The following is a 21,880-nucleotide window of genomic DNA, read 5'->3' as shown; positions in this document are numbered from 1 at the left end:
GTCTACCTGAACCTTTCGTTCCGAATAAAGCATAAGGGCCGCCGTAATGACCGATAATCTCCGCCCGTTAAGTATTACGCTGGTCGCCGAGAACAAGCAGATCAACCGGTTTAGCCAGACACAATGGCGTATCGGTGAGGTGACGCTAGGTGAGCAGGGCCCACACGTGCTGTTTTTGCAGCTGTTCATGACCGAGCGCGCTGCCTATCGCTTTAACCTGACGGCCACCACGCCACGATTGTTCGTGCGTGCCGGTTTTACTGGACAGGCCCCTGAGCCTGCGGCGATGACGGCGAGTCAAGATGTCGCAGCCGGTTGGATGGATGGCGAGCAGCAGGTGCTGGAAGTGGCGATGCCGATGGCGATCCAGATATGGATCGAAAGCTATCTGGCCCGCCACGGTGAAGCGCCGATGGAAATTCGCAAGAAGAAACACAAGGGGGCCGGGCGCGCCAAGGAAACGCCCACCCAGGAGAAACCGCAATGAGTCGTTTAGAGCGCTGGTCGCGTATCAAGCGAGGTCTCGAGCCGGACGATCAACCATCCGCAGCAGCCCCCGAGACGAAAGACCGCAGCGAGTCACCACCACTTCCGCTGGATGAAACGGACCCGGCTAACAGGGCTGGATCGGCGGAAAATCATGAAGCAGACGATACCGAATCTGGCGAGCCCATACGACCTGCGCCACCCCCGCCCGGTAGCCTGGATGAAACCTTGCCCGACCCCGAAACGCTGGAGGCGGGCAGTGATTTCAGTGGCTACATGGTACCCGGTGTCAGTTCAGCGTTGCGGCGCCGGGCGTTAAAACGCCTTTGGGCAACAGGGAACTACAATGTGCGCGACGGTCTGGATGACTATGACCTTGACTATCGCCAGCAGTTGAAGCCCATGGCCTCCGAGCTGGCGGGCAAGTTGCGTCGGTGGGCCAAGAAAGCCGATGAATCCGTGGCCGACAAGGCCAACGATACCCAGGCCGAACAAGCACCGGCAGAGGGCGACAAGGAGCAAGTATCTTCTTCCAATGGAGATGCATCCAATCCGACTGGCTCTGAGGGAAAGGTGGCGCAAGACGACCAGTCTGATGGCTCTCATACCAAAGCATGAGATGAGTTTTAGTTTTTTTAAAACAATGACTTGAATAAATATCGGAACAACAGCGTTGAAAGTGCAAGGCGCGTTTTTCTTGGCATAGATGACGAAATCGCCATAAGCTGAGCGAATAGGCTTAAAAAAATGGAAAATGATTTTATCGCTGTGCACTAATGTTATGTATTGGTGCAGCCGATATGCCAAAATAGTTAAAAAATATGACCCACTAATATAATAAAAAATGATCCTCTGACCGTGAGAATGCATGAACCAAAGAATCCAACTGGCGTCCCTGGACGACCAGCGTAACGCCGAAGCCAGAGAAGCTGTACGCCAACGCATCTCATGGCCGGCGAACCTGACGCCCGCGAATGTGACCTATCACAGCCGTGGTCATGCGTTGGTGATTGGTCCAAGCGACGCCGCCGAGAAAGCTGCCCATGCCTTGAAGGGCAGCGGGCTCGCTTCGTTGACGTTGCTAACCATCAATACCCCCGCCGGCTCCGGTGAATCGCAAGATACCGGTTCCGAGGACACGCTGTCGTCCGACTCATCGCCACAGGGACATGCTCAACCGCTTGTCCGCTATCAAATGACGCCTGAGCAGGCCGAGGTGTTAAGCATTTCAGGCTACCTTGGCGCTTTTGCTGTCCAGTTTGATAACGACGGTACCCCGCTTAGTCTGGCTCGGGCACTCATTGATCGTGATCACTTCGATCTTGTACTGGACCTGAGCGCCCGCCCGGTGATGTCGCGCGAGTTGCCACCCCCGGGGTATGTCACCCTCGACTGGACCGATACCGAGCGGCGCCGCGAGGCGCTGGACAGCGTCGGCGAGCTGATCGGGGAGTTCGACAAGCCGCGTTATTTCCAGGTCAACAGCGATCTCTGTGCGCATTCCGCCAGCGGCAATGTTGGCTGCACGCGCTGCCTGGACGTGTGCCCTGCCGATGCCATCAGCAGCCATCAAGGGCGTATCGAATCGCAGATCGAGATTGATCCCTACCTGTGCCAGGGCGTAGGCAGTTGCACGAGTGCCTGCCCCACCGGCGCGATCGAATTTCGCTTGCCCGATACACGCCGCCAGCAGGACACGCTCTCAAGCTGGCTGGCCGCCTACCGCGAGGCGGGCGGTCAAGCACCGGTACTGCGCTTTATCACTCACGATTCCCAGGACGCCGAAAAAGCGGCGGGTGTAGTCCCCGCCGGGCACGTGCTGGATATTCCCCTGGAAGAACTGGGTGCGGCCGGTCATGACCAGTGGCTAACCGCCCTTGCCAGCGGCGCGGCAGAGGTGCGCATTCAGCGACATGCCGATATGCCTCAGCGCCTTAGCGCCTTCCTGACCGATCAGTTGGCCCAGGCTCGGACATTGCTGTCGGCGCTGGGGCATAACCCCGAACGCGTGCAACTGCTGGATACTGACGCTGCTCAGGCACGCGACGCGCTGCCATTGCTAACGCCACTGACCGACCAGCCACTGTCGTTGAATGAGCCTGAGAAGCGTGCTCGCCTGAATATCGTGCTCGCGCGCCTGGGCGAACTTGGCGAGCCCAGCGGCCAGCGACATGCCATGCCAGAGGGTGCCGCCTACGGCGGCATTCAGGTCGACAGTGATGCCTGCACCCTGTGCCACGCTTGTGTCAGCAATTGTCCAACCCCTGCGCTGTCATCCGGTGGCAATACGCCGTCGCTGAACTTCCGCGAAGCGGATTGCGTGCAGTGTGGGCTCTGCGAGCAGGCCTGCCCTGAAGATGCCATTACCCTGACTCCCGGCTTTCTGGCCACTGCCGAGCGTGAGGCTCGCCATGTGTGTCACGAAGAAGCGCCCTTTGAGTGCATCGGCTGCGGCAAGCCGTTTGCCACGGCGAGCACGGTCGCCAATATCAAGGCCAAGCTGGCTGATCATCCCTATTTTGCAGGCGACGCCATGCTGCGCCTGGAGATGTGCGAAGACTGTCGGGTGAAAGACGTATGGAAAACCATGATTCGTGATCCCGACGCCCAGTTGAAGGTATAAGCCATGACGCAAGCTGCCCCGACATTAAGCGAAGCCGATGCGTTACGAGCAGATATCTACCGGCTTATCGCCGCGCTATTGCGCGAAGCGCCCACCGAAGAGCTGCTTGGCTGGCTGGCGTCGCTCGATATCGAGCAGGACGGCAGCCGCCTGGCCGAATGCTGGCATGGGCTCAGTCAAGCCGCGAACAGCGTTGACGCAGCGAGCCTGAAGCGAGCGCACTTTGGTCATCTGGTCGGCGTGATCCAGGGCGATGTGGTGCCCTATGCCTCCTGGTACCGCAACGGTGAACTGATGGAGGCGGCACTGGTCGCGCTACGTCGCGATCTTGGTGCGCTGGGCTTCGAGCGCAGCGAGCACACAAAGGATCCCGAAGATCACCTGGCCGCGCTGTGCGAGGTGATGGCCATGCTGATCGACGCGACGAGCCCCGACCAGGCGCACTTCTTTATGCATCACCTTGCCCCTTGGGCAAGCGACTGTTTTGACGACTTAGGGCAAGTCGATACCGCTTTTTATGCAGCGCTCGGGCAGTTGGGCAGTGCTTTCATGACAAGCGAAGAGGATCGTCTGGCAATCGAGGCGAGCCATGCCCCAGTCAACATTGTGGAACCTTGACGTGACGCGCTAATGCGTTGATTCGCCCACCGGTGAGCGCGCAGCAGCCATAGCATAAGATAAAACGGCCAACGGCCATGGCAAGAGAGGAGAGCACCATGCAACAGTCACATAATCCTGAGCGCCGCCGGTTCATGAAAACCGTAGGTTTGGGAACAGCCGCTGCAGGCGCGGCCGCTACGGTCGGACACGTCACCCTGGCGCAAGCCGATAGCGCTCCCAGCGACGTTGAAAAACCAACAACCAATTATCGTGAGACCGATCACGTCCGTGCTTTTTACGCTTCCTTGCGTGACTGACGGCGGAATGCCAGGAGAATTGCCATGCGTTTAACTCGCAAAACAGACACTCCCAAAGCGCCCGGCCTGGGTATTTCGCGCCGCCAGTTTATACAGCGCAGCGGCGTGGCGACGGGCGGTGTGGCCGCACTAGGCTTTATGGGCGCGCCCATGATGCGTCGCGCGGAATCGGCTGACAAAACGCCGGTACTGGATTCCCCCGTGGAAACCAAGCGCACGATCTGTTCGCACTGCTCGGTGGGCTGCGGCGTGTATGCCGAAGTGCAAGAGGGGATCTGGACCAAGCAAGAGCCGGCCTTTGACCACCCGATCAACCGTGGTGCCCACTGTGCGAAAGGCGCTTCGCTACGCCAGCACGGCCATTCCAGCCGCCGTTTGAAGTACCCCATGAAGCTGGTGGGCGGCGAATGGGAGCGCATGAGCTGGGAAGATGCCGTCAACGAGATTGGCGACAAGCTGCTTGAGCTGCGCGACGAGCACGGCCCCGACAGCGTTTACTGGCTTGGTTCGGCCAAGTTCAACAACGAGCAGGCGTACCTGATGCGCAAGCTTGCCTCCATGTGGGGCACCAACAACACCGACCACCAGGCGCGTATCTGTCACTCCACGACCGTGGCCGGGGTTGCCAATACCTGGGGCTACGGGGCGATGACCAACTCGCTCAACGATACCCATAACAGTAAAGCGATTCTGTTCATTGGCTCGAACCCGTCCGAAGCGCACCCGGTGGCAATGCAGCACTTCCTGATTGCCAAGGAGCGTAACAACTGCCAGATCATTGTGGCCGACCCGCGCTTCACGCGCACGGCCGCCAAGGCCAACAAATACGTGCGGCTGCGCCCAGGTTCCGATGTGGCCTACGTGTGGGGCCTGTTGTGGCATATCTTTGAAAATGGCTGGGAAGACAGCGAATACATCAACCAGCGCGTTTACGGCATGGACGATGTACGCGCTGAGGTAGCCAACTTCCCGCCGAGCGTCGTTGAGGACATCACTGGCGTCAGCGAACAGGACATGTTCGACGTGGCCAAGACCCTGTCCGAAAACCGTCCGGGGTGTGTCGTCTGGTGCATGGGCGGTACCCAGCACACCACGGGTAACAACAATACCCGCGCTTACTGCATCCTCGAGCTCGCGCTGGGTAACATCGGCGTGGCCGGTGGCGGTGCCAACATCCTGCGCGGTCACGACAACGTGCAGGGGGCGACCGACCTGGGGTTGGGTTCCGATTCGCTGCCGGGCTACTACGGTCTGGCGGAAGGCGCCTGGCAGCACTGGGCCAACGTCTGGAACGTTGACTACGAGTGGCTGCAAGGCCGCTTTGATGACACCGAGTATGCTGACGGCAAACCCATGAACAGCGCCGGTATCACCGTGTCGCGCTGGGTGGACGGCGTGCTGGAGGAAGACGAGAACATCTCCCAGCGTACGGCGCTCAAGGCCATGTTCTATTGGGGTCACGCGGTCAACTCCCAGACCCGCGGCGTCGAAATGCAGCAGGCCATGAAAAAGCTCGAAATGATGGTCATCGTCGATCCGTACCCGACCGTTGCGGCCGTCATGCACGACCGCACCGACGGTGTGTACCTGTTGCCGGCCGCGACCCAGTTCGAAACCACCGGCAGCGTGACGGCGACCAACCGTTCCCTGCAGTGGCGCGACAAGGTCATCGACCCGCTGTTCGAGTCCAAGCCCGATCACGAGATCATGTACCTGTTCGCCCGCAAGCTTGGCTTTGGCGACGAGCTGGTCGCCAATTATGAGATGAACGGCGACGAACCGCTGATCGAAGATATCCTGCGGGAAATCAACGCTGGCATGTGGACCGTCGGCTACACCGGTCAAAGCCCGGAGCGCCTGAAGGAACACCAGCAAAACTGGCACACCTTCAGCTTTGAAAACCTGCGCGCCCAAGGCGGCCCGGCGGATGGCGATTATTACGGTTTGCCCTGGCCCTGCTGGGGAACGGCCGAGTTCAATCATCCCGGCTCGCCCAATCTTTATGATCCAAGCGTACCGGTGATGGAAGGCGGCATGGGCTTCCGCGCTCGGTTTGGCATCGAGCGGGACGGCGTCAATCTGCTAGCTGAAGGTTCCGCGCCGGTGAATGGCGATATCGACGATGGCTACCCGGAGTTCAACGACCAGCTGCTGAAAGACCTTGGCTGGTGGAACGACCTTACCGACGCCGAGAAACAAGCGGCGGAAGGCAAGAACTGGAAAACCGATCTGTCCGGCGGTATTCAGCGTGTCGCGATCGAGCACGGCTGCGCCCCGTACGGTAACGCCAAGGCGCGGGCAGTGGTGTGGACCTTCCCTGACGCAGTGCCGAAGCACCGTGAGCCGCTCTACTCAACCCGCCGTGACCTGGTCGACAAATACCCGACCTGGGACGACTTTGACTCCATCATGCGCCTGCCGACCATGTACAAGAGCGTACAGGACGGTGCCCCCTCGGTGGATGACTACCCGATCATCCTCACTTCCGGGCGACTGGTCGAATACGAAGGCGGCGGTGAAGAAACGCGCTCCATGTCTTGGCTGGCCGAGCTTCAGCAAGAGATGTTTGTGGAGATCAACCCGGCCGATGCCAATGATATCGGCATCAGCGATGGCGACCAGGTATGGGTCGAAGGGGCCGAAGGCGGACGCGTGAAGGTGAAGGCGATGGTCACGCCACGCGTGGACCGCAAGGTGGCCTTCATGCCATTCCACTTTGGCGGCATGTTCCAGGGCGAAAGCCTGGAGGGCATGTACCCTGAAGGCACTGCTCCCTACGTAATCGGCGAAGCGGCCAATACCGCGACCACTTATGGCTACGACCCGGTGACACTGATGCAAGAGACCAAGTGCACCATCTGCCGCATCGAGCGTGCCTGAGGCTCGCCTAGACCTGACAGCATCCACGGTGCGGGAGACATCCCGCACCGTATAAGGAGAACACCATGGCTCAAATGAAATTTATGTGTGACGCCGAGCGCTGCATCGAATGCAACGGCTGCGTGACCGCCTGTAAAAATGCCAATGATGTCGAATGGGGCATTCAGCGTCGGCGTGTTGTGACGCTGAATGACGGCGAAGCCGACGAGATGTCCATTTCGGTCGCCTGCATGCACTGTGACGACGCCCCCTGCATGGCGGTGTGCCCGACCGACTGCTTCTACAAGACCGACGACGGCATCGTGCTGCACGACAAGGACCTGTGTATCGGCTGTGGCTACTGCCTCTACGCCTGCCCCTTTGGCGCCCCGCAGTTCCCGCAGCAGGATGCGTTTGGCGAGCGCGGCAAGATGGACAAATGTACCTTCTGTGCGGGCGGCCCTGCCGAAAGCAAGGAAGAAGAGTACGAGAAGTACGGCGCCAACCGCATCGCCGAAGGCAAGCTGCCGCTGTGTGCGGAAATGTGCTCCACCAAGGCACTTCTGGCAGGCGATGCCCAAGACGTGGCGGATATTTTCCGTCAGCGTGTGGTGCATCGTGGCCATGAAGATGGCGCCTGGTCCAACAACCCTCAGGCCAGTGCCGACAACCTAGCCTATGATGCTGCCCGTAAAGGGTAAGGAGGCTTTCCATGAACCAGTTGACTGCTCAGGCACCCGGTGGGGTGCCGCACCTGTCTCAATGGCAAGGAGTCTGGCGCTGGCTGCTGTTGGCCTTCGCCCTGGTGTTCAGTCTGGGCGTGGCGCAGGTAGCTCATGCCCAGGAAGCTGACCCCAATCGTGAAATGAGCACGGCGGCGCCCGGCATCGATGCGGACCAGTGGCGACAAGTCCGTAGCGGCGAGACCGGTCCCAACTACCGTGATTCGCGAGCCGACAGTAACTACAACCTGATCAACGCCAGCGGTGAAACCTGGCGTCAGTGGCGTAACCGCTGGGTGTCACCCTTCGGCCTGATCGTGATTGGCGGCATGATCGTGATCATTACGCTGTTCTACCTCATCGTCGGGCGTAAACACCTTGAAGAGCCGCGATCGGGACGCAAGCTGTTCCGCTGGCCGCTATTCATGCGTGCCTTGCACTGGTCCGTGGCGTCGCTGTTTATCGTCCTGGCGCTCACCGGTCTCAACCTGCTGTTTGGCAAGTTTGTCTTTCGGGGGCTGTTTGGCGATGCCTTCTGGGGCTGGATGGTCTCGTCCTCTAAGTTGCTGCACAACTATCTGGGGCCGATCTTCAGCGTGTTGTTGATCGTGATGCTGGTCAGCCTGATCAAGGACAACATGCCCAAGAAGCACGACCTGGAATGGTTCAAGAAAGGCGGTGGCCTTGTTGGTAAAGGCCACGTGGATGCCGGCTTCGCCAACGGCGGTGAAAAAGCCTGGTACTGGCTGCTGGCCTCGGTGGGGCTGCTGGTGGTTGCCAGCGGCCTCGTCCTCGACTTCCCGAATTTCGGGCAAGGTCGCGACACCATGCAGTGGGCCAACCTGGTTCACGCTGTAGGCGCCCTGGGGCTCACGGCCGTGTCGGTCGGCCATATCTACATCGGCACCCTGGGCACTGAAGGGTCGCTGGAAGGCATGACCACTGGCTACGTTGATGAGACCTGGGCCAAGGAGCACCACAACCTGTGGTACGAAGAGGTCAAGGATCAGTCGGTTTCCGAGCAGGAGCTGGCTGACCAGAAAGCATCAAACAACTCGGGTGAGTCACCCGCCCCACGCTCGTCGTAAGGCGCGCTGGAATGTCGCAAAGGACACCGCCTACGGGCGGTGTCTTTTGTTATGCTGAGCGTAATGTCCATCATGGAGGTCACCTAAATGAATCAGTTTGACGATACCACCCGTACCGAGATCGAGGCGGCGGCCTTTCGCCAGCTGTTGCAGCATCTTGATGACAATAAAGACGTGCAGAATATCGACCTGATGATTCTGGCCGATTTCTGTCGCAACTGTCTGTCCAAGTGGCTGGTGAGCGCGGCGGAGGCGCGGGGCGAAAGCCTGAGCTATGAAGAGGCCCGCGAGTACGTTTACGGCATGCCTTACGATGAGTGGAAAGACCTCTACCAAGGCAAGGCAACGCCGGAACAACTGGCGGCGCTTGAGGCCCGGCAAGCGCAAAAGCGCGCCAAGGAGTAGCCCATGGAGCCGATGATTCCGCTGCGTATCGCGGTACTGACGATTTCCGATACGCGCACCGATGAGACCGACCGCAGTGGCCAGGCCCTGGTCGAACGGCTGACCCAGGCCGGTCACCAGCTGGTAGAAAAGCGTATCGTGCCGGACGACGTGTACACCATTCGCGCCGTGGTGGCCCAATGGATTGCTGACCCTGCGGTGCAGGGCGTGATCACCACCGGCGGCACCGGCTTTACCGGCCGCGATTCGACGCCGGAGGCGGTGCGGGTGCTGCTCGACAAGCCAATTGAAGGCTTTGGCGAGCGATTCCGTCAGCTGAGCGGCGAGGAAATCGGCAGCTCCACAATTCAAAGCCGCTGTCTCGGCGGGCTGGCCAACGCCACGGTGATCTTCTGCCTGCCGGGCTCGACCGGCGCCTGTCGCACCGGCTGGGACGGCATTCTTGCCGAACAGCTCGACAGCCGCCACAAGCCGTGCAACTTCGCCAACCTGGTGATCCCCGAGCGAGGCCAGCATGGCTGAGCTGCACTCCATTGATGATGCCCTGGCTGCGCTGCTGGCAGATGTCACGCCCATGACGGCGGAGCGCGTGGCGCTTCCCGGTGCGGCCGGACGAGTGCTGGCTGAAAACTTTACGGCGCAGCTTGACGTGCCGCCGTATACCAATAGCGCGATGGACGGCTACGCGCTGCGGGCGGGGGATGCCGGACAGCGACTGTGGGTCAGCCAGCGGATTGCGGCGGGCACGCCTGCCACGCCGCTGGCGCCGGGCAGCTGCGCGCGGATTTTTACCGGCGGTGAAATCCCCCCCGGGGCCGACTGCGTGGTCATGCAGGAGCGCGTCGAGGTGGATGGCGATGTTGCCACGATCCCTGCGGATATCCCCGCTGGCGACAATGTGCGTTTGAAGGGGCGCGATGTGCGCCAGGGGGATGTGCTGCTGAGCGCCGGTCAGTGCCTGGAGGCCGCAGCGCTAGGCCACCTGGCCGGACAGGGGGTGACAGAGGTTGGCGTTCGCCGTCGGCCGCGGGTAGCGCTGTTGTCTACCGGCGATGAAGTGGTTGACCCCGGTACGCCGCTCAAGCCGGGACAGCTGTATAACTCAAACCGCCCCATGCTCACGCGGTTGCTTACAACCTTTGGCGCTGAGGTGGTTACCCAGGTCAGCGTGCCCGACGATGCTGAACGCACTCGGGAGCTGCTCGCCCAGGCGGCGGAAGATGCCGACGTCGTCGTCAGCACCGGCGGGGTGAGTGTCGGCGAAGAGGATCACGTGAAAGCCTCGCTCGAGGCACTGGGTAAGCTCACGATGTGGAAGCTCGCCATTCGGCCGGGCAAGCCGTTGGCGCTGGGGCACTTGCCGCGACGCGAAGGCGGGCAGGCGCACTTTGTCGGATTACCCGGTAATCCCGTTTCCGGCTTTGTCGGCGCCTGGCTTTTTTTACGCCCGCTGATGGGCGCGCTATTAAGCTGCCCCGATCTGACAGCGCTGCCTTGTGTCACCGCGCGAGCAGAGTTTTCAACATCCACTGGCCCTCGGCAGCACTATATGCGCGTGGTCCTGACGTTTGATGCTCAAGGTGCGCATGCCAAGGCGTTTGATGATCAGAACTCGTCGGTTCTGTCCTCGTGTATTCAGGCCAATGCGCTGGCGGTCATCCCGCCGCATCGCGATATCGCCCAGGGTGATTCGGTCAGCTGTTTATGGCTGATGGGCTGAAGCATGATCAACCGTTAGACAATGGCGTGGGGCACAAAGCAGGAAGAATCCTTGGTGATGTGCCCGACGTCTTCGCGAATGCCCATGCCGCAGGCACGGTCGCCGACGACCCAACTGCCGACCAGGGCGTGATTATCACCGAAGCGTGGCATGGGGTGATACGCCTGCCGAATCCAGGGGCTATCGGTATAGGGGCCACCGACCGCTTCGCGCTGGCCCGCAGGGGTAATCAGTTCGATGTTGCTGCCTTCCCGCGAGAAAAACGGCTTGCGCACCCAGCCGGCGGGTAGCGGTGAGCTATTGGCTTTCTCGAAAAATGCCGGTAACAGGTTGGGGTGTCCTTCGAAGTGTTCCCACAGCAGCGGCAAGATACCTTTGTTGGATAACACCGCCTTCCAGGGCGGCTCAAACCAGTGAGTGTTTAACTGGGGGATCAATTCACCAAAAGCGTCGTCGGCCATTTCTTCCCAGGGATACAGCTTGAACAGTGCCTGAATGGGCTGGTCGTCGAGGTCGACGAAGTGATCGGCCGCCGGATGCTGGCCAATATCTTCGGTGTAGATAAAGGGGGCGTTGAGGCCTGCCTGCACCGCGACATCCTGAAGGTAGTGCACCGTGGCACGCTCTTCGGCGTTATCCTTGACGCACGAGAAATATAGCGTGCGGCCCTCGAGGCGGTCGCCCAGATGTGCCATGGCATTGATCAGCCGCTCCTGTATCGAGTTGTATTGATCGGCGTGACGCGGCAGGATGCCCTGTGTCATGGCTTGCTCGAGCCATACCCACTGGAAGAAGCCCGCTTCGTAAAGTGAGGTCGGGGTGTCGTAGTTGAGTTCCAGCAGCTTTGCCGGGCCATCGCCGGAATAGGCAAAATCCATACGCCCGTAAAGGTGCGGCTGACCAGCTCTCCACGAGTGATGGATGCTGTCCCACATGTGCTCGGGTAGCGCTAAACGCTGCATCAAGGCATTGGAGTGGCAGACCTTGTCGACCAACTCCATGCACATCTCATGGATTGCCTCGGTGGGTGCCTCTATGTCGCGCTCTACCTGCTCCATGGTGAACTGGTAGTAGGCGTTTTCCTTCCAGTAAGGCTCGCCCTCAATGGTATGGAAATGAAAGCCCAGTTCGTGGGCCAGGGCTTTCCAGTTTTGCCGCTCAGGGATATCGATTCGTAGCATGGTGAGCTTTGCTGGCGGTTAAGAGCCCCAGCCACTCCGTGTGGATGAACGCGAGCCAAAGCCACTACGCTGTGAAGACGCGCGCACCGAACTGCGCATGGCGTCGTTACGCTGAGAGATCCGCTGGGTAGCCTGGCTTGACGCGGTGTTCCAGTTGCCCTGGTTTTGGCGATTGCGGTACACCGGCTCTTGATAAACCCGCTCGAACGAACGCCCGCGGCTGGTGTTGGACATCATGCTGCCGACCATATAGCCCATCATGGCAGGCATGAACCAGCTGCCGCCGCTGCTACCGGTTGCCGCCTGTGACTGCTCATCTGTGGGTTCGGTACAGGCGCCTTCGCCGTGTTCCGCCTCACATTCTTCCAGGGTGTTAAAGCGCGGCACGTCCTCAAGCGAAGCCTCGTAGGCAGCCTCGCAGGCATTGCGCGTATAAACATCCGCGGCGACACAATCCTCGACGCTCTGGAAACTGCGCGGCTCATCAAACTCGATGTCGGTAATGTGTTCTTCCTGGGGTGGTTGTCCGCAGGCAGTCAGGCCAAAGGCGCTGGCGCCCATCATCGCGAGTGACAGGCGTGCGCTGCGTTTGCGTCTCGGCAAATGCGGTGTTTGATCGTATCTGGACATGTCAGCGGCTTCCTTTTACCACGTCATCGAGGCGGCGTTGAGCAAGCCAACGGCCACGGCGATGCTTGCCATTAAAATGCCGTAAGCCTGGTGGCCTTCGGTAATATGTTGCGAGAGGCTTTCTCCCTGCTTGCGTAGGAACAGCTTCACGCCGAAGAAGGTTGCCAACTGGACGATAAACGCAACCACGCCCCACAAAATGAAGTCGACAAAGCTGATGGAGTTGGCCATGGCGCTGTACAGCGGGATGGTAAAGCCCAGGATAGAGCCGCCGTAGGCGGTCGCGGCGGCCGCGTTGCCCTCGCGAATCAGCTTCCATTCGTGGTGCGGCGTGATGCGGCTATAGCAGTACATGAATGCGACCAACAAAATGATCGCCGCGACCAGGTAGGCAATAAAATACGGTAAACCCTGCAGATAATGCAGCATGGACGTTGTTTCCTTCGTGAAGGTTGAGAAAAGTCAAAGGGCGTCGATATCCATCGGGGCAACGTCAACGCCGACGTTATACACCACCATGAAACCACCGTCGCCATCGTTTTCGGCGCTGACCAATGCGTATTCCATGCGCTCAGCGTCCTGGATAGCGCGTTCAAAAAGCATGGCGTGGTGGGTAACGTAGCGGCTGCTAATACTGTCAGTGGTGACTACCTGTTCCTCGAATACGGCCGGCGGCGACCATTCTTGAGCGTCATCACCCCACACGCGTTGGTAAGTACAACGACGTTCGGATGTATCGGTCGAGGTAATCGTAACGGTTTGCGCGCCTGTTGGATTGGTATGCGGGTCAGTGCCGTTGACCAGCGTATCAAACTCGACAGGGGATAGCTGCGCGACGCGATAGAAATCGAACAGTTTGTATTCGACTACCTGCTCTTGCTCGATATTGGCTTGCAACCAAGTGTCGTTATCCAGGTAAAAGCGCACCAGGTGGGCACCTTGGCCGAGATCGACATGCCCGACAGCGGCGATATGATGAAAGGCCTCGTTGTCCCAGTGAAACAGGGCATCGGGGTAGGTGCACAGGTCAATCAGTTGGATGTTGACGCGACCATCGAGGCGCAAGCCTTCCAGCGCTGCTGGGGGCATACCGTTGGGCAAACCCGGTGCTGGAGGTGACGCAGAGGGAGCGGTGGTGGCGCGATATAACCTCTTAAGCGTCTTGAGCATCAGGCGGCCCCCTGCGCAGCAGACTGAAACAAGCGAGTTAGCTCGGCCTCTGTAAGTCGTTTGTCTCCCATGTAATACAGAGTGTCGCCTTTGCCTACCGCGAAATCAGCCGGAGGGTTGAGCATTTGATGCGCCTCAATGGATGGGCGCCACACCCCTAACAGTGTGATGTTGTCGCTTGATTTGGCCAGGCTCATCAGGTCGCCGTAGCGAGCTGTTTGATCGGCTGGCAGCGTGTTGGGTAAGCACCCCTGGAACTGGGTTGCGCCGTGGTCAATGGCGAGCAGTTCATTGACCACACGGCTGATGCCTGCGTCGGTGGCGGAGCGGACCAGCATTTCGATCGATAACCCCTGAGTACACTCAATACCCGGTAAGGTACGCCGCAACATGTTGGCCGTTGCCGGGTTATCGCAGTGGGCGACGACGTGGCAGCCAGCCGGCTTTTGATCGAAGACCGATAAGGCAATGGTGGCCACGCGCTCATCGGTCTCATCGTAAATAATGATGCGGCTGGCTCCTTGAATGCCCGCTCGTGCCAGCAGTTCAGTATCGGAAAAGCTATCGCCTTTGACGAACTTGATGCTGCCCGGCAATGGGTTGTCGATATCTTTGGCGACGCACAGCACAATATCGTCGGGGAGGTTAGTGTCGGCCTGCAGGATGCGAATAATATGCGCTGTTGGCTCGCCATGCCAACCGACGACGAGGGTATGTCCGTTAAGATGGCTGTAATCAGCATTACCCTGCACCAGCATTCTCCATGTTGAACTGATATTAGCGGTTGCTTTACCGATAAACGCGGCAAACAGCATAATGCCGCCGGGAATCACCCATAAGGCGGCGGCCCACTGGCCGCTGGACGTTACCGGACTATAGTCGCCATAGCCCACCGTTGTCGCCGTGGTGACGTAAAAGTACACCCATGTTCCGAAAGTCTCGGCTACCGCTTCACTGCTCATCGCCATAAGGGCCCATGAAAGTGCCGCATGGCTGATGACCATCAATAACAAAAACATCCAACTGACATTGATCGTAGACGCCTGAAGCGCCTTGAACAGACGTAATAGAACAGGCACTGCGAGCCCCTTTAGAACAGGCCCACCCGGCAGGGCGGGCTATACCAGCAGGTTAATACTGCGTGGCATGTTTCTTGGCTTTCAGGCGTGCCAGCAAGTCGCCGCTCTTGCTGGCTGCCGCCGATACCGGCCGATTCAAGGCGTTCCTCCAGTGAGCTTCCGCTCTCTGAAGCGGCCATCCCATCAGCGGCTTGTATCTTGGCCAAGTTAAGTAGCTGGTGCTTCTTGATGCGTTAAAGCGATTCCATAGCGCCACTCTAACATTGTGAGCGTCCAGCGACGTAGTGAAACGCGGCAACGGGCAGTCAGTCGATAGGTGGGGTGCAAATGTCTGATATTTAGAAAATTTTGTTAGAAAAACACCTCTTTAGGCGATTGATTGCGACTAAAGACGAATAGCGGAATCGAGTCACCGTTCTAAAATCCAACGCCACTCGGTAAATTTACCTAAATCCACTGCGCTGATGTTTTGTGTAGCACGCGAGCATGCGCGACCGCCCCGAAGGATGTTCTTATGCATGCCCTCACCCTGGCGTCATTTCTATTCTTCACTTGTTTAGTGGCCTTTATTACCTGGCGCATTACGCGACGGGATGATCACAGCAGCACCAGCGGCTATTTCCTGGCAGGGCGGACGCTGACGTTTCCTTTGATTGCCGGGTCGCTGTTGATGACCAATCTGTCCACCGAGCAGATGGTGGGGCTGAACGGCTCAGCCTTCAGCGATGGCCTGAGCGTAATGGCCTGGGAAGTGGTGGCAGTCATTGCCCTGGTGGCGCTGGCGCTGTTCTTCCTGCCGCGCTTTTTAAAAAGCGGTATTGCGACGTTGCCCCAACTATTGCTGATCCGCTTTGATAAAGGCACGCAACTGATCGCCAACGTGATCTTCCTGATTGCCTACGCGGTGATTTTGCTGCCGATTATTCTCTACTCGGGTGCGATAGGGCTGCAGGGCATGCTCGACCTGCCCGCGCTGACGGGTATCGAATCACCGACCACGCTACTCTGGCTGACGGTATGGGTCGTGGGGATTGTGGGCGCCATCTATGCGCTGTTCGGCGGGTTACGCACGGTCGCGGTATCCGACACTCTTAACGGCGTTGGTCTGTTGATCGGTGGCTTTGTGATCGTCTACTTCGGCCTGCAAGCCGTCAGCGGTGGTGAAGGCATCATGGAAGGCTGGAATACACTGAAAACCAGCAATCCTGACAAGCTCAATTCGATCGGCGGTAGTGATCAACAGGTGCCGTTCTTCACGCTTTTCACCGGTGTCTTCCTGATCAACCTGTTCTACTGGACGACCAACCAGCAGATCATCCAGCGGACCTTTGCCGCTAAAAACCTTGCGGAAGGCCAGAAGGGTGTCCTGCTGACGGGATTCTTCAAGCTGCTGGGCCCAATTTATCTGGTACTGCCAGGGATCATTGCCTACCACCTGTACGCCGATGATGGCATTCGCGCCGATGAAGCTTACGGCCATCTGGTGTTTAACGTGCTGCCGCCGTACCTCACCGGTTTCTTTGCCGCGGTGATGGTCGGGGCGATCCTGTCGTCGTTCAACTCCGCGCTGAACAGCACGACGACCATCTTCAGCTTGGGTATCTACAAGCAAGTCCTCAAGAAAGACGCCACAGAGGAGCAGGTGGTGAAGTCGGGCAAGGTGTTTGGTTGGATCATGGCCATTACCACCATGACCATTGCGCCCTTACTGGCAGGTCAGGAAAGCCTGTTCGGCTACTTGCAGAAGATGAATGCCATCTACTTCATTCCTATCCTGGCGGTGGTGCTGGTGGGGCTTTTGACCAAGCGTGTACCGCCGATGGCGGCGAAAATTGGCTTGGTAGGTGGCTGTTTGCTGATCGCCGCGGGCTATTTCGTGCCACCCTTCGACAAGCTACCCGCCGTCATGCATGAGTTCCACTTTGTCGCGGCGGTATTCGTGCTGCTGGTGGCGGTGATGCTGGTGATTGGCAAGCTACGTCCGCGCGAGACCGACTGGGTCCAGGAGCACTCTGGCGATGTTGACCTCACCCCGTGGAAAGGGGCGGTGCCTGCCGGTATCGTACTGGTGCTGCTGGTCATCATCATGTACGCCTCGTTCGCCGGTTAAGCGCGCCACGACGATTCGACCAACCGACAAACGCCCCGTTTCCTGTGCCTTGCAGGGAGCGGGGCGTTTGCTTTACTGCGTCAAGCTGACTGGTAAGTATCGTGGAAGCGTTTGCGTAGCTCGTTCTTTTGCACCTTGCCCATGGTGTTGCGCGGCAAGGTATCGATGAAGAACACGCGCTTGGGCTGCTTATACTTGGCAAGTTTTCCCTGCAGGTGGTCTAGGATGGTGGCTTCGTCGAGGTCCGCCCCCGGCTGGGTGACCACGGCGGCGGTGACGCCTTCGCCAAAGTCCGGGTGGGGCAGGCCAATCACCGCAGACTCGGATACCCCTTCCAGTTCGTCGATGACCTGTTCTATTTCCTTGGGATAGACGTTGTAGCCACCCGAAATCACCAGGTCTTTATCCCGTCCAACGATATGCACATAGCCCTGCTCGTCGACCTGGGCAAGATCGCCGGTAATGAAAAAGCCGTCTTCAAGCAACTCCTCGCGGGTTTTTTCCGGCATTCGCCAGTAGCCGATGAACACGTTGGGCCCACGAATCTGCAGCATGCCGATCTCGCCGGGGGCGACCTCATCGCCGGTTTCCCTGTCGGTGATGCGTATTTCCACGCCGGGCAGCGGCCTACCCACGGTGCCCGCGCGGCGCGCACCATGGTAGGGGTTAGAGATGTTCATGTTGGTTTCGGTCATGCCGTAGCGTTCGAGAATGGCATGCCCGGTCTTGGCCTCGAAGGCCTCGTGGGTTTCGGCGGTCAGCGGTGCTGAACCGGATACGAACAACCGCATGTTGGCGGTGACGTCAGGTGTCAGGCGCGAGTCCTGAACAAGGCGCGTGTAGAAGGTGGGTACGCCCATCATCACGTTGCCGCGGGGTAGTTCCTCGAAAATCACGTCGGCGTCGAACTTGGTCAGGAACAGCATGCTGGCACCGGCCATCAGGGTGACGTTGCACGCTACAAACAGCCCGTGGGTATGAAAAATCGGCAGCGCGTGGATCAGGCGATCCTCGGCGCTGAAGTGCCAGGCCTTGGCCAGGGTTTCGGCATTGGAGGCCAGGTTCTGGTGGGTCAGCATGGCCCCCTTGGAGCGCCCGGTGGTGCCCGAGGTGTATAGAATCGCCGCCAGGTCGCGAATATCCAGCTCGGCGATTTCATCATGGGGGGCGGCGCTCGCCGCTTCGTCCATCAGGCTACCATCGGCTGCGCTGCCCAGAGTGACAACCGCCGGGCATCCGGTGTCGGTGGCAATGCGGCGTGCCTCGTCGACGTCGGCAGGCCGACAGACAAACAGCGCGGGCTCGGCATCGCTCAGAAAATAGCGAATTTCATCGCCGGTGTAACCGGTGTTGAGGGGCAAATAGACACCGCCCATCCGCAGGCAGGCAAGGTATAGCAAAATGGCTTCGGGGCTTTTGTCCACCTGGACCGCCACACGATCCCCCTGGCGTACGCCAAGAGCGGTCAGAGCGCCGGCAAGGCGGGCGCTTTGGCTCAGCGCATCGGCGTAGGAATAGCGGCGGCCTTCGCGGGTGGTGATAAAGTCGGCGTCCCCGCGCTTGCGCATCTGAGTGGCAAAGGTGGCAAACAGATTGTGGTTCATTTGGCAGGTTCTCCCTTGGCCAGCTTGCGCGCCCGCTTGGCGAGGTCGCGCACGTCGCTCGAGCAGGCAATGGTGCCCTTGGCGGTATAGTTTTCGTGGTTACGCTCGATGTCGTCGAGCACATAGAGGTAGTTGACCATCAGGCCGGCGGCCTGCTTGAGGCCTTTTTCGGAAATATCGCCAAGCCAGTTGATACGCTGGAGCTTGGCGCCATTGCCCAGGTGAAAGCGGGCAACGGGGTTTAGGGGCAAACCATGGCGGTTTTTTTCGTCGGCCAGATAGTGGGCAGCGAGCGGTTGTAGCGTTGCTTTGAGCCGTTCCTGACGCTGTGTATCCTGATGCCATCCCGGCGTATCGAGCTCTGCCAGGGTGTCACGGACGCTGGACGGCCAGTGGTCGTTTTGGCGCTGTTCGCTGAGCCATTGAGCAAACCCGGGTACCGGTGAAAGCGTCACGAAGTACTTCAACTGAGGAAGCTCCTGGGAAAGCTCCTGTACCACCTGCTTGATCAGGAAGTTACCAAACGAAATACCACGCAAGCCGGTTTGGCAGTTGCTGATGCCAAAGAAGGCGGCACTGTCGGCGTCGTCGGGGTCATCCACGCCATCCTGCCCGGAAAGGATGGGCTGAATGCGGCTTGGCAGACCTTTATGAAGGGCGACTTCTACAAAGATGAGCGGTTCATCGCCGATGGCAGGGTGAAAGAACGCAAAACATCGGCGATCACGGGCGTCCAGGCGGCGCCGCAAGTCGTCCCAATCCTGAATTTCGTGTACCGCTTCGTAACGAATGATTTTCTCGAGAATCGATGCGGGCGTGTTCCAGTCGATGCGCTTGAGCATCAAAAAGCCGCGGTTGAACCAGGAGCCGAACAGGTGCGCAAAGTCGTCGTCGATGGGCGCAAGGTCGGGCTGATCGCGCAGCATACCCAATAAATCCTGACGCATGTTGACCAGTTCGTAGGTGCCGTCGCTGGCGAAGTTGAGCCGCCGGAAAAGCTCCTGGCGAAGCGGCTCGCAGGCTTCGAACAGCGTCTGCAGGGAGCGGTTGTCCCGCGCGTCGCGGTAGGCTTCGTAGGCGCTGTCAATCTGCTCGGGCTCGGCGGCGAAGTCCTCGGCGAGGCGTTTGAAGAAACGCTGCTTTTCTTCTTCGGAAAGGCGCCGGTAGATCGCCAGGGCGCGGCTGGCCAGGGCGATGCTGGAGGCTTCGCCGTCGCTCTCCAGTAGCGCCTGGCAGGCCTTGACCAGATGCGTATGGTCCACCGCGGAGGCGACAGACTGACGCCGCCGCAACAGTGCGTCGCGCTGGGTAATGTTGTTGAACAGTTCCTGAAGAAACATCATGTTCATGATCGTACTCCTTTCAGCCCATGATCAGGTTGGGCAGCCATAGAGCTAGGCCGGGGAACAGGCACAGCAATAGAATGGCCAGCACCATGCACAGCGCATACGGCAGGCTGCCCATCAGGATGTCGCGCAGCGAGATATCCGGTGCAATGCCCTTGATGATGAACAGGTTGAGCCCGACCGGCGGGGTGATAAGGCCGATTTCCAGGTTGATGGTGAGTACCACCGCGAACCAGTAAGGATCGAAGTTTGCCGCCAGGATGATCGGCAGCAAAATCGGCGCGGTCATCACGATCACGGCCACTGGCGGCAGGAAGAAACCCGCGACCAGCAGGAAGACGTTGATGACCCCCATCAGCACCCAGCGATTGACCTCCAGGTCGGCGATTGCTGCGGCGACGGTCTGAGTAATGAACATCGACGACAGCGCATAGGCGAACACCTCGGCGCAGGCGATAACCAGCATGATCATCACGCTTTCGCGCAGGGAGTCGCGCATGATCAGCTTGATCGGACCGATCTGCCACATGCGGTAGATCAGGATAGCCAGCATCAGACACAGGAAGGCGCCGACGCCCGCCGCTTCGGACGGTGTCGCGACGCCGCCGTACAGTGCGAACAGAATACCGGCCACCACCCCGAGGAAGGGCAGGACACGCACCACGGCTTTCATGTTGCTGTCGACATTCTGCTGGACGGTGTTCTTGAGCTTTTCCGCGGAGGCCGCCAGAGGATTGGCGTAGCCGCCCGCCAGCTTGCAGGCGATGATCGTCCAGATCATGAACAGCCCAGCCAGCATGAAGCCCGGCACAACGCCGGCGATAAACAAACGGCCGATGGAGGTTTCGGTGGAAATGCCGTAGATAATCATGGTCACGGAAGGCGGAATCAGTATCCCCAGCGTGCCACCAGCGGCAATACAGCCGGCGGCGACGCCGTCGGGGTAGCCCCGCGTGCGCATTTCAGGAATACCCATCTTGCCGATAGCCGCACAGGTGGCGGGGGAGGAGCCGGACAGCGCGGCAAAAATCGAGCAAGCACCAATATTGGATACCGCAAGCCCCGCCGGTAGCCGTCCCATCCACAAATCCAGCGAGCGATACAGATCGCGCCCGGTGGGCGAGGACGCCACGGCCGCGCCCATCAGAATGAACATGGGGATCGCCACAAAGCCGAATTCGGCAATACGGTCGAAAAACGTTTCCCCGAAGTAAGTCAGTTCGGGAAGGCCGCGGTCATAGAGCAGCGCCATCAGCGAGACACCGCCCAGGGCAAAGGCAATCGGCGTGCCGATGGCCATCAGCACGATCAGGCCCACGGCCACGATAATACCCAGCGTAATCGGATCCATGGTCAGCCCTCCCCGCGCAGAATGTCGGCGACGTACTGTAACGCCAGCAAGGTCGTACCGACCGCCACAGGAAGCAGCGCCGGCCAAAGCGGCGGGTTCCACACCGAGCCGGTTGTCCATTCGCCGTGGAGCGCTTCGAAGAGGTAGACCCAACTGGCGTAGGCAAGCGCGGCGCAGAACGCGAAGCCAAACAGCGAGGCGATGGTGAGCATGATCTTGCGGCTCAGGCCGCCAATGGCATCGGGTAAGATGGTGATGGCCACGTGGCCTCCGGTCATGAGTACATAGGGGCTGCCCATCAGCATCGCCCCAGTCACGGAAAAAATCGTAAATTCGGTTTGCCAACTGGTGCTCCAGCCGAGCACGTAGCGCGTGAACACCATGTGACAGATGGCCAGCACCCCGGCGATAAACAGGGCGCAGGCGATGTAGGCTGAAAAGCGAGAAAGCTGGTCCATTGTCCGGATGTAGCCACCTATCAGGCCGCTGCGTGTTGCCGGAGTGTGCGTTGTTGTTGCCATACGTCCCTCATCAAGCGGTGTCATCAAGCGGGGTCATCAGATCGGGCAAGTCATCAATCATGCCGACC

General features: G+C 59.4%; 21 protein-coding genes. 12 read left to right on the top strand and 9 right to left on the bottom strand.

Annotation, left to right across the window (positions count from 1 at the left end):
* Positions 1-46: 46 nt before the first annotated feature.
* From IT895_RS16380 to IT895_RS16330, 11 genes are all read left to right on the top strand, one after another.
* Positions 47-487 carry a DUF3305 domain-containing protein gene (locus tag IT895_RS16380; RefSeq protein WP_085918942.1) on the top strand — a complete coding sequence of 147 codons (441 nt, stop codon included), beginning with the start codon at positions 47-49 and terminating at the stop codon, positions 485-487.
* Positions 484-1,104 carry a DUF3306 domain-containing protein gene (locus tag IT895_RS16375; protein WP_085918943.1) on the top strand — a complete coding sequence of 207 codons (621 nt, stop codon included), beginning with the start codon at positions 484-486 and terminating at the stop codon, positions 1,102-1,104. The genes IT895_RS16380 and IT895_RS16375 overlap by 4 nt, the downstream gene beginning before the upstream one ends.
* A 250-nt stretch (positions 1,105-1,354) precedes the next feature.
* The gene (locus IT895_RS16370) at positions 1,355-3,109 is read left to right on the top strand and encodes a 4Fe-4S binding protein (protein WP_085918944.1); all 1,755 of its coding nucleotides are present in this window, start codon (positions 1,355-1,357) and stop codon (positions 3,107-3,109) included.
* Positions 3,110-3,112: 3 nt separating this feature from the next.
* Positions 3,113-3,727 carry a TorD/DmsD family molecular chaperone gene (locus IT895_RS16365; protein WP_085918945.1) on the top strand — a complete coding sequence of 205 codons (615 nt, stop codon included), beginning with the start codon at positions 3,113-3,115 and terminating at the stop codon, positions 3,725-3,727.
* A 98-nt stretch (positions 3,728-3,825) separates the two neighbouring features.
* Complete coding sequence (locus IT895_RS16360; protein ID WP_085918946.1) at positions 3,826-4,026, top strand: twin-arginine translocation signal domain-containing protein; 201 nt, start codon at positions 3,826-3,828, stop codon at positions 4,024-4,026.
* A gap of 24 nt (positions 4,027-4,050) precedes the next feature.
* Positions 4,051-6,906, top strand: coding sequence for a formate dehydrogenase subunit alpha (locus IT895_RS16355; protein WP_199284064.1), 2,856 nt, complete (start codon positions 4,051-4,053; stop codon positions 6,904-6,906).
* Between the two features lie 65 nt (positions 6,907-6,971).
* Positions 6,972-7,586 (top strand): formate dehydrogenase FDH3 subunit beta, encoded by a 615-nt coding sequence (fdh3B, locus tag IT895_RS16350; RefSeq protein ID WP_085918948.1) that lies wholly within the window; start codon positions 6,972-6,974, stop codon positions 7,584-7,586.
* An 11-nt stretch (positions 7,587-7,597) separates the two neighbouring features.
* A complete protein-coding gene (locus IT895_RS16345) occupies positions 7,598-8,695 on the top strand; it encodes a formate dehydrogenase subunit gamma (RefSeq protein ID WP_085918949.1) in 1,098 nt (365 codons plus the stop codon).
* A gap of 87 nt (positions 8,696-8,782) precedes the next feature.
* Complete coding sequence (locus IT895_RS16340) at positions 8,783-9,100, top strand: DUF1244 domain-containing protein (protein WP_085918950.1); 318 nt, start codon at positions 8,783-8,785, stop codon at positions 9,098-9,100.
* Positions 9,101-9,103: 3 nt separating this feature from the next.
* Positions 9,104-9,622 carry a molybdenum cofactor biosynthesis protein B gene (gene moaB, locus IT895_RS16335; RefSeq protein WP_085918951.1) on the top strand — a complete coding sequence of 173 codons (519 nt, stop codon included), beginning with the start codon at positions 9,104-9,106 and terminating at the stop codon, positions 9,620-9,622.
* Positions 9,615-10,820, top strand: coding sequence for a molybdopterin molybdotransferase MoeA (locus IT895_RS16330; RefSeq protein WP_199284063.1), 1,206 nt, complete (start codon positions 9,615-9,617; stop codon positions 10,818-10,820). The genes moaB and IT895_RS16330 overlap by 8 nt, the downstream gene beginning before the upstream one ends.
* A gap of 14 nt (positions 10,821-10,834) precedes the next feature.
* On the opposite strand, the gene IT895_RS16325 is transcribed toward IT895_RS16330, so the two are convergent.
* From IT895_RS16325 to IT895_RS16305, 5 genes are read right to left on the bottom strand one after another with little or no spacing between them, the layout of a single operon-like run.
* Complete coding sequence (locus IT895_RS16325; protein WP_199284062.1) at positions 10,835-12,001, bottom strand: glutathionylspermidine synthase family protein; 1,167 nt, start codon at positions 11,999-12,001, stop codon at positions 10,835-10,837.
* 18 nt (positions 12,002-12,019) lie between these two features.
* On the bottom strand, positions 12,020-12,631 hold the full coding sequence (locus tag IT895_RS16320) for a DUF1190 domain-containing protein (RefSeq protein ID WP_085918954.1): 612 nt from the start codon (positions 12,629-12,631) through the stop codon (positions 12,020-12,022).
* 15 nt (positions 12,632-12,646) lie between these two features.
* Complete coding sequence (locus IT895_RS16315) at positions 12,647-13,060, bottom strand: DUF350 domain-containing protein (protein ID WP_085918955.1); 414 nt, start codon at positions 13,058-13,060, stop codon at positions 12,647-12,649.
* A 33-nt stretch (positions 13,061-13,093) separates the two neighbouring features.
* Positions 13,094-13,801: a DUF2491 family protein gene (locus tag IT895_RS16310; RefSeq protein WP_199284061.1), complete on the bottom strand. Its 708-nt coding sequence runs from the start codon at positions 13,799-13,801 to the stop codon at positions 13,094-13,096.
* The gene (locus IT895_RS16305) at positions 13,801-14,880 is read right to left on the bottom strand and encodes an ion channel (RefSeq protein ID WP_085918957.1); all 1,080 of its coding nucleotides are present in this window, start codon (positions 14,878-14,880) and stop codon (positions 13,801-13,803) included. The genes IT895_RS16310 and IT895_RS16305 overlap by 1 nt, the downstream gene beginning before the upstream one ends.
* A 514-nt stretch (positions 14,881-15,394) precedes the next feature.
* On the opposite strand from IT895_RS16305, the gene IT895_RS16300 reads away from it, so the two are divergent.
* Positions 15,395-16,990 carry a solute:sodium symporter family transporter gene (locus IT895_RS16300; protein WP_085918958.1) on the top strand — a complete coding sequence of 532 codons (1,596 nt, stop codon included), beginning with the start codon at positions 15,395-15,397 and terminating at the stop codon, positions 16,988-16,990.
* Positions 16,991-17,070: 80 nt separating this feature from the next.
* Here the strand turns inward: IT895_RS16300 and IT895_RS16295 are convergent, their stop codons facing one another.
* The 4 genes from IT895_RS16295 to IT895_RS16280 are packed head-to-tail and all read right to left on the bottom strand — an operon-like array spanning position 17,071 to position 21,812.
* Complete coding sequence (locus IT895_RS16295; RefSeq protein ID WP_199284060.1) at positions 17,071-18,594, bottom strand: malonate--CoA ligase; 1,524 nt, start codon at positions 18,592-18,594, stop codon at positions 17,071-17,073.
* A complete protein-coding gene (locus IT895_RS16290) occupies positions 18,591-19,943 on the bottom strand; it encodes a malonyl-CoA decarboxylase (protein ID WP_085918960.1) in 1,353 nt (450 codons plus the stop codon). Before IT895_RS16290 ends, IT895_RS16295 begins: the two co-directional genes overlap by 4 nt.
* A 13-nt stretch (positions 19,944-19,956) precedes the next feature.
* Positions 19,957-21,291, bottom strand: coding sequence for a TRAP transporter large permease (locus tag IT895_RS16285; RefSeq protein WP_085918961.1), 1,335 nt, complete (start codon positions 21,289-21,291; stop codon positions 19,957-19,959).
* A gap of 2 nt (positions 21,292-21,293) precedes the next feature.
* A complete protein-coding gene (locus IT895_RS16280; protein WP_199284059.1) occupies positions 21,294-21,812 on the bottom strand; it encodes a TRAP transporter small permease subunit in 519 nt (172 codons plus the stop codon).
* Between the last annotated feature and the right edge of the window lie 68 nt (positions 21,813-21,880).

It is taken from the genome of Halomonas sp. A40-4 (genome assembly GCF_015767635.1).
Lineage (GTDB): Bacteria > Pseudomonadota > Gammaproteobacteria > Pseudomonadales > Halomonadaceae > Vreelandella > Vreelandella janggokensis.
The sequence above is the reverse complement of the archived record's forward strand: the minus strand, read 5'-3'. Positions and strand labels throughout refer to the sequence as shown.

What these genes read in the sequence shown, in the direction of transcription:
- IT895_RS16290 (WP_085918960.1), bottom strand. Translation starts at nt 19,943, where the DNA reads ATGAACATGATGTTTCTTCAGGAACTGTTCAACAACATTACCCAGCGC.
- IT895_RS16310 (WP_199284061.1), bottom strand. Translation starts at nt 13,801, where the DNA reads ATGCTCAAGACGCTTAAGAGGTTATATCGCGCCACCACCGCTCCCTCT.
- IT895_RS16325 (WP_199284062.1), bottom strand. Translation starts at nt 12,001, where the DNA reads ATGCTACGAATCGATATCCCTGAGCGGCAAAACTGGAAAGCCCTGGCC.
- IT895_RS16355 (WP_199284064.1), top strand. Translation starts at nt 4,051, where the DNA reads ATGCGTTTAACTCGCAAAACAGACACTCCCAAAGCGCCCGGCCTGGGT.
- fdh3B (WP_085918948.1), top strand. Translation starts at nt 6,972, where the DNA reads ATGGCTCAAATGAAATTTATGTGTGACGCCGAGCGCTGCATCGAATGC.
- IT895_RS16295 (WP_199284060.1), bottom strand. Translation starts at nt 18,594, where the DNA reads ATGAACCACAATCTGTTTGCCACCTTTGCCACTCAGATGCGCAAGCGC.
- IT895_RS16320 (WP_085918954.1), bottom strand. Translation starts at nt 12,631, where the DNA reads ATGTCCAGATACGATCAAACACCGCATTTGCCGAGACGCAAACGCAGC.
- IT895_RS16280 (WP_199284059.1), bottom strand. Translation starts at nt 21,812, where the DNA reads ATGGCAACAACAACGCACACTCCGGCAACACGCAGCGGCCTGATAGGT.
- IT895_RS16360 (WP_085918946.1), top strand. Translation starts at nt 3,826, where the DNA reads ATGCAACAGTCACATAATCCTGAGCGCCGCCGGTTCATGAAAACCGTA.
- IT895_RS16345 (WP_085918949.1), top strand. Translation starts at nt 7,598, where the DNA reads ATGAACCAGTTGACTGCTCAGGCACCCGGTGGGGTGCCGCACCTGTCT.
- IT895_RS16315 (WP_085918955.1), bottom strand. Translation starts at nt 13,060, where the DNA reads ATGCTGCATTATCTGCAGGGTTTACCGTATTTTATTGCCTACCTGGTC.
- moaB (WP_085918951.1), top strand. Translation starts at nt 9,104, where the DNA reads ATGGAGCCGATGATTCCGCTGCGTATCGCGGTACTGACGATTTCCGAT.
- IT895_RS16285 (WP_085918961.1), bottom strand. Translation starts at nt 21,291, where the DNA reads ATGGATCCGATTACGCTGGGTATTATCGTGGCCGTGGGCCTGATCGTG.
- IT895_RS16340 (WP_085918950.1), top strand. Translation starts at nt 8,783, where the DNA reads ATGAATCAGTTTGACGATACCACCCGTACCGAGATCGAGGCGGCGGCC.
- IT895_RS16365 (WP_085918945.1), top strand. Translation starts at nt 3,113, where the DNA reads ATGACGCAAGCTGCCCCGACATTAAGCGAAGCCGATGCGTTACGAGCA.
- IT895_RS16380 (WP_085918942.1), top strand. Translation starts at nt 47, where the DNA reads ATGACCGATAATCTCCGCCCGTTAAGTATTACGCTGGTCGCCGAGAAC.
- IT895_RS16330 (WP_199284063.1), top strand. Translation starts at nt 9,615, where the DNA reads ATGGCTGAGCTGCACTCCATTGATGATGCCCTGGCTGCGCTGCTGGCA.
- IT895_RS16300 (WP_085918958.1), top strand. Translation starts at nt 15,395, where the DNA reads ATGCATGCCCTCACCCTGGCGTCATTTCTATTCTTCACTTGTTTAGTG.
- IT895_RS16370 (WP_085918944.1), top strand. Translation starts at nt 1,355, where the DNA reads ATGAACCAAAGAATCCAACTGGCGTCCCTGGACGACCAGCGTAACGCC.
- IT895_RS16375 (WP_085918943.1), top strand. Translation starts at nt 484, where the DNA reads ATGAGTCGTTTAGAGCGCTGGTCGCGTATCAAGCGAGGTCTCGAGCCG.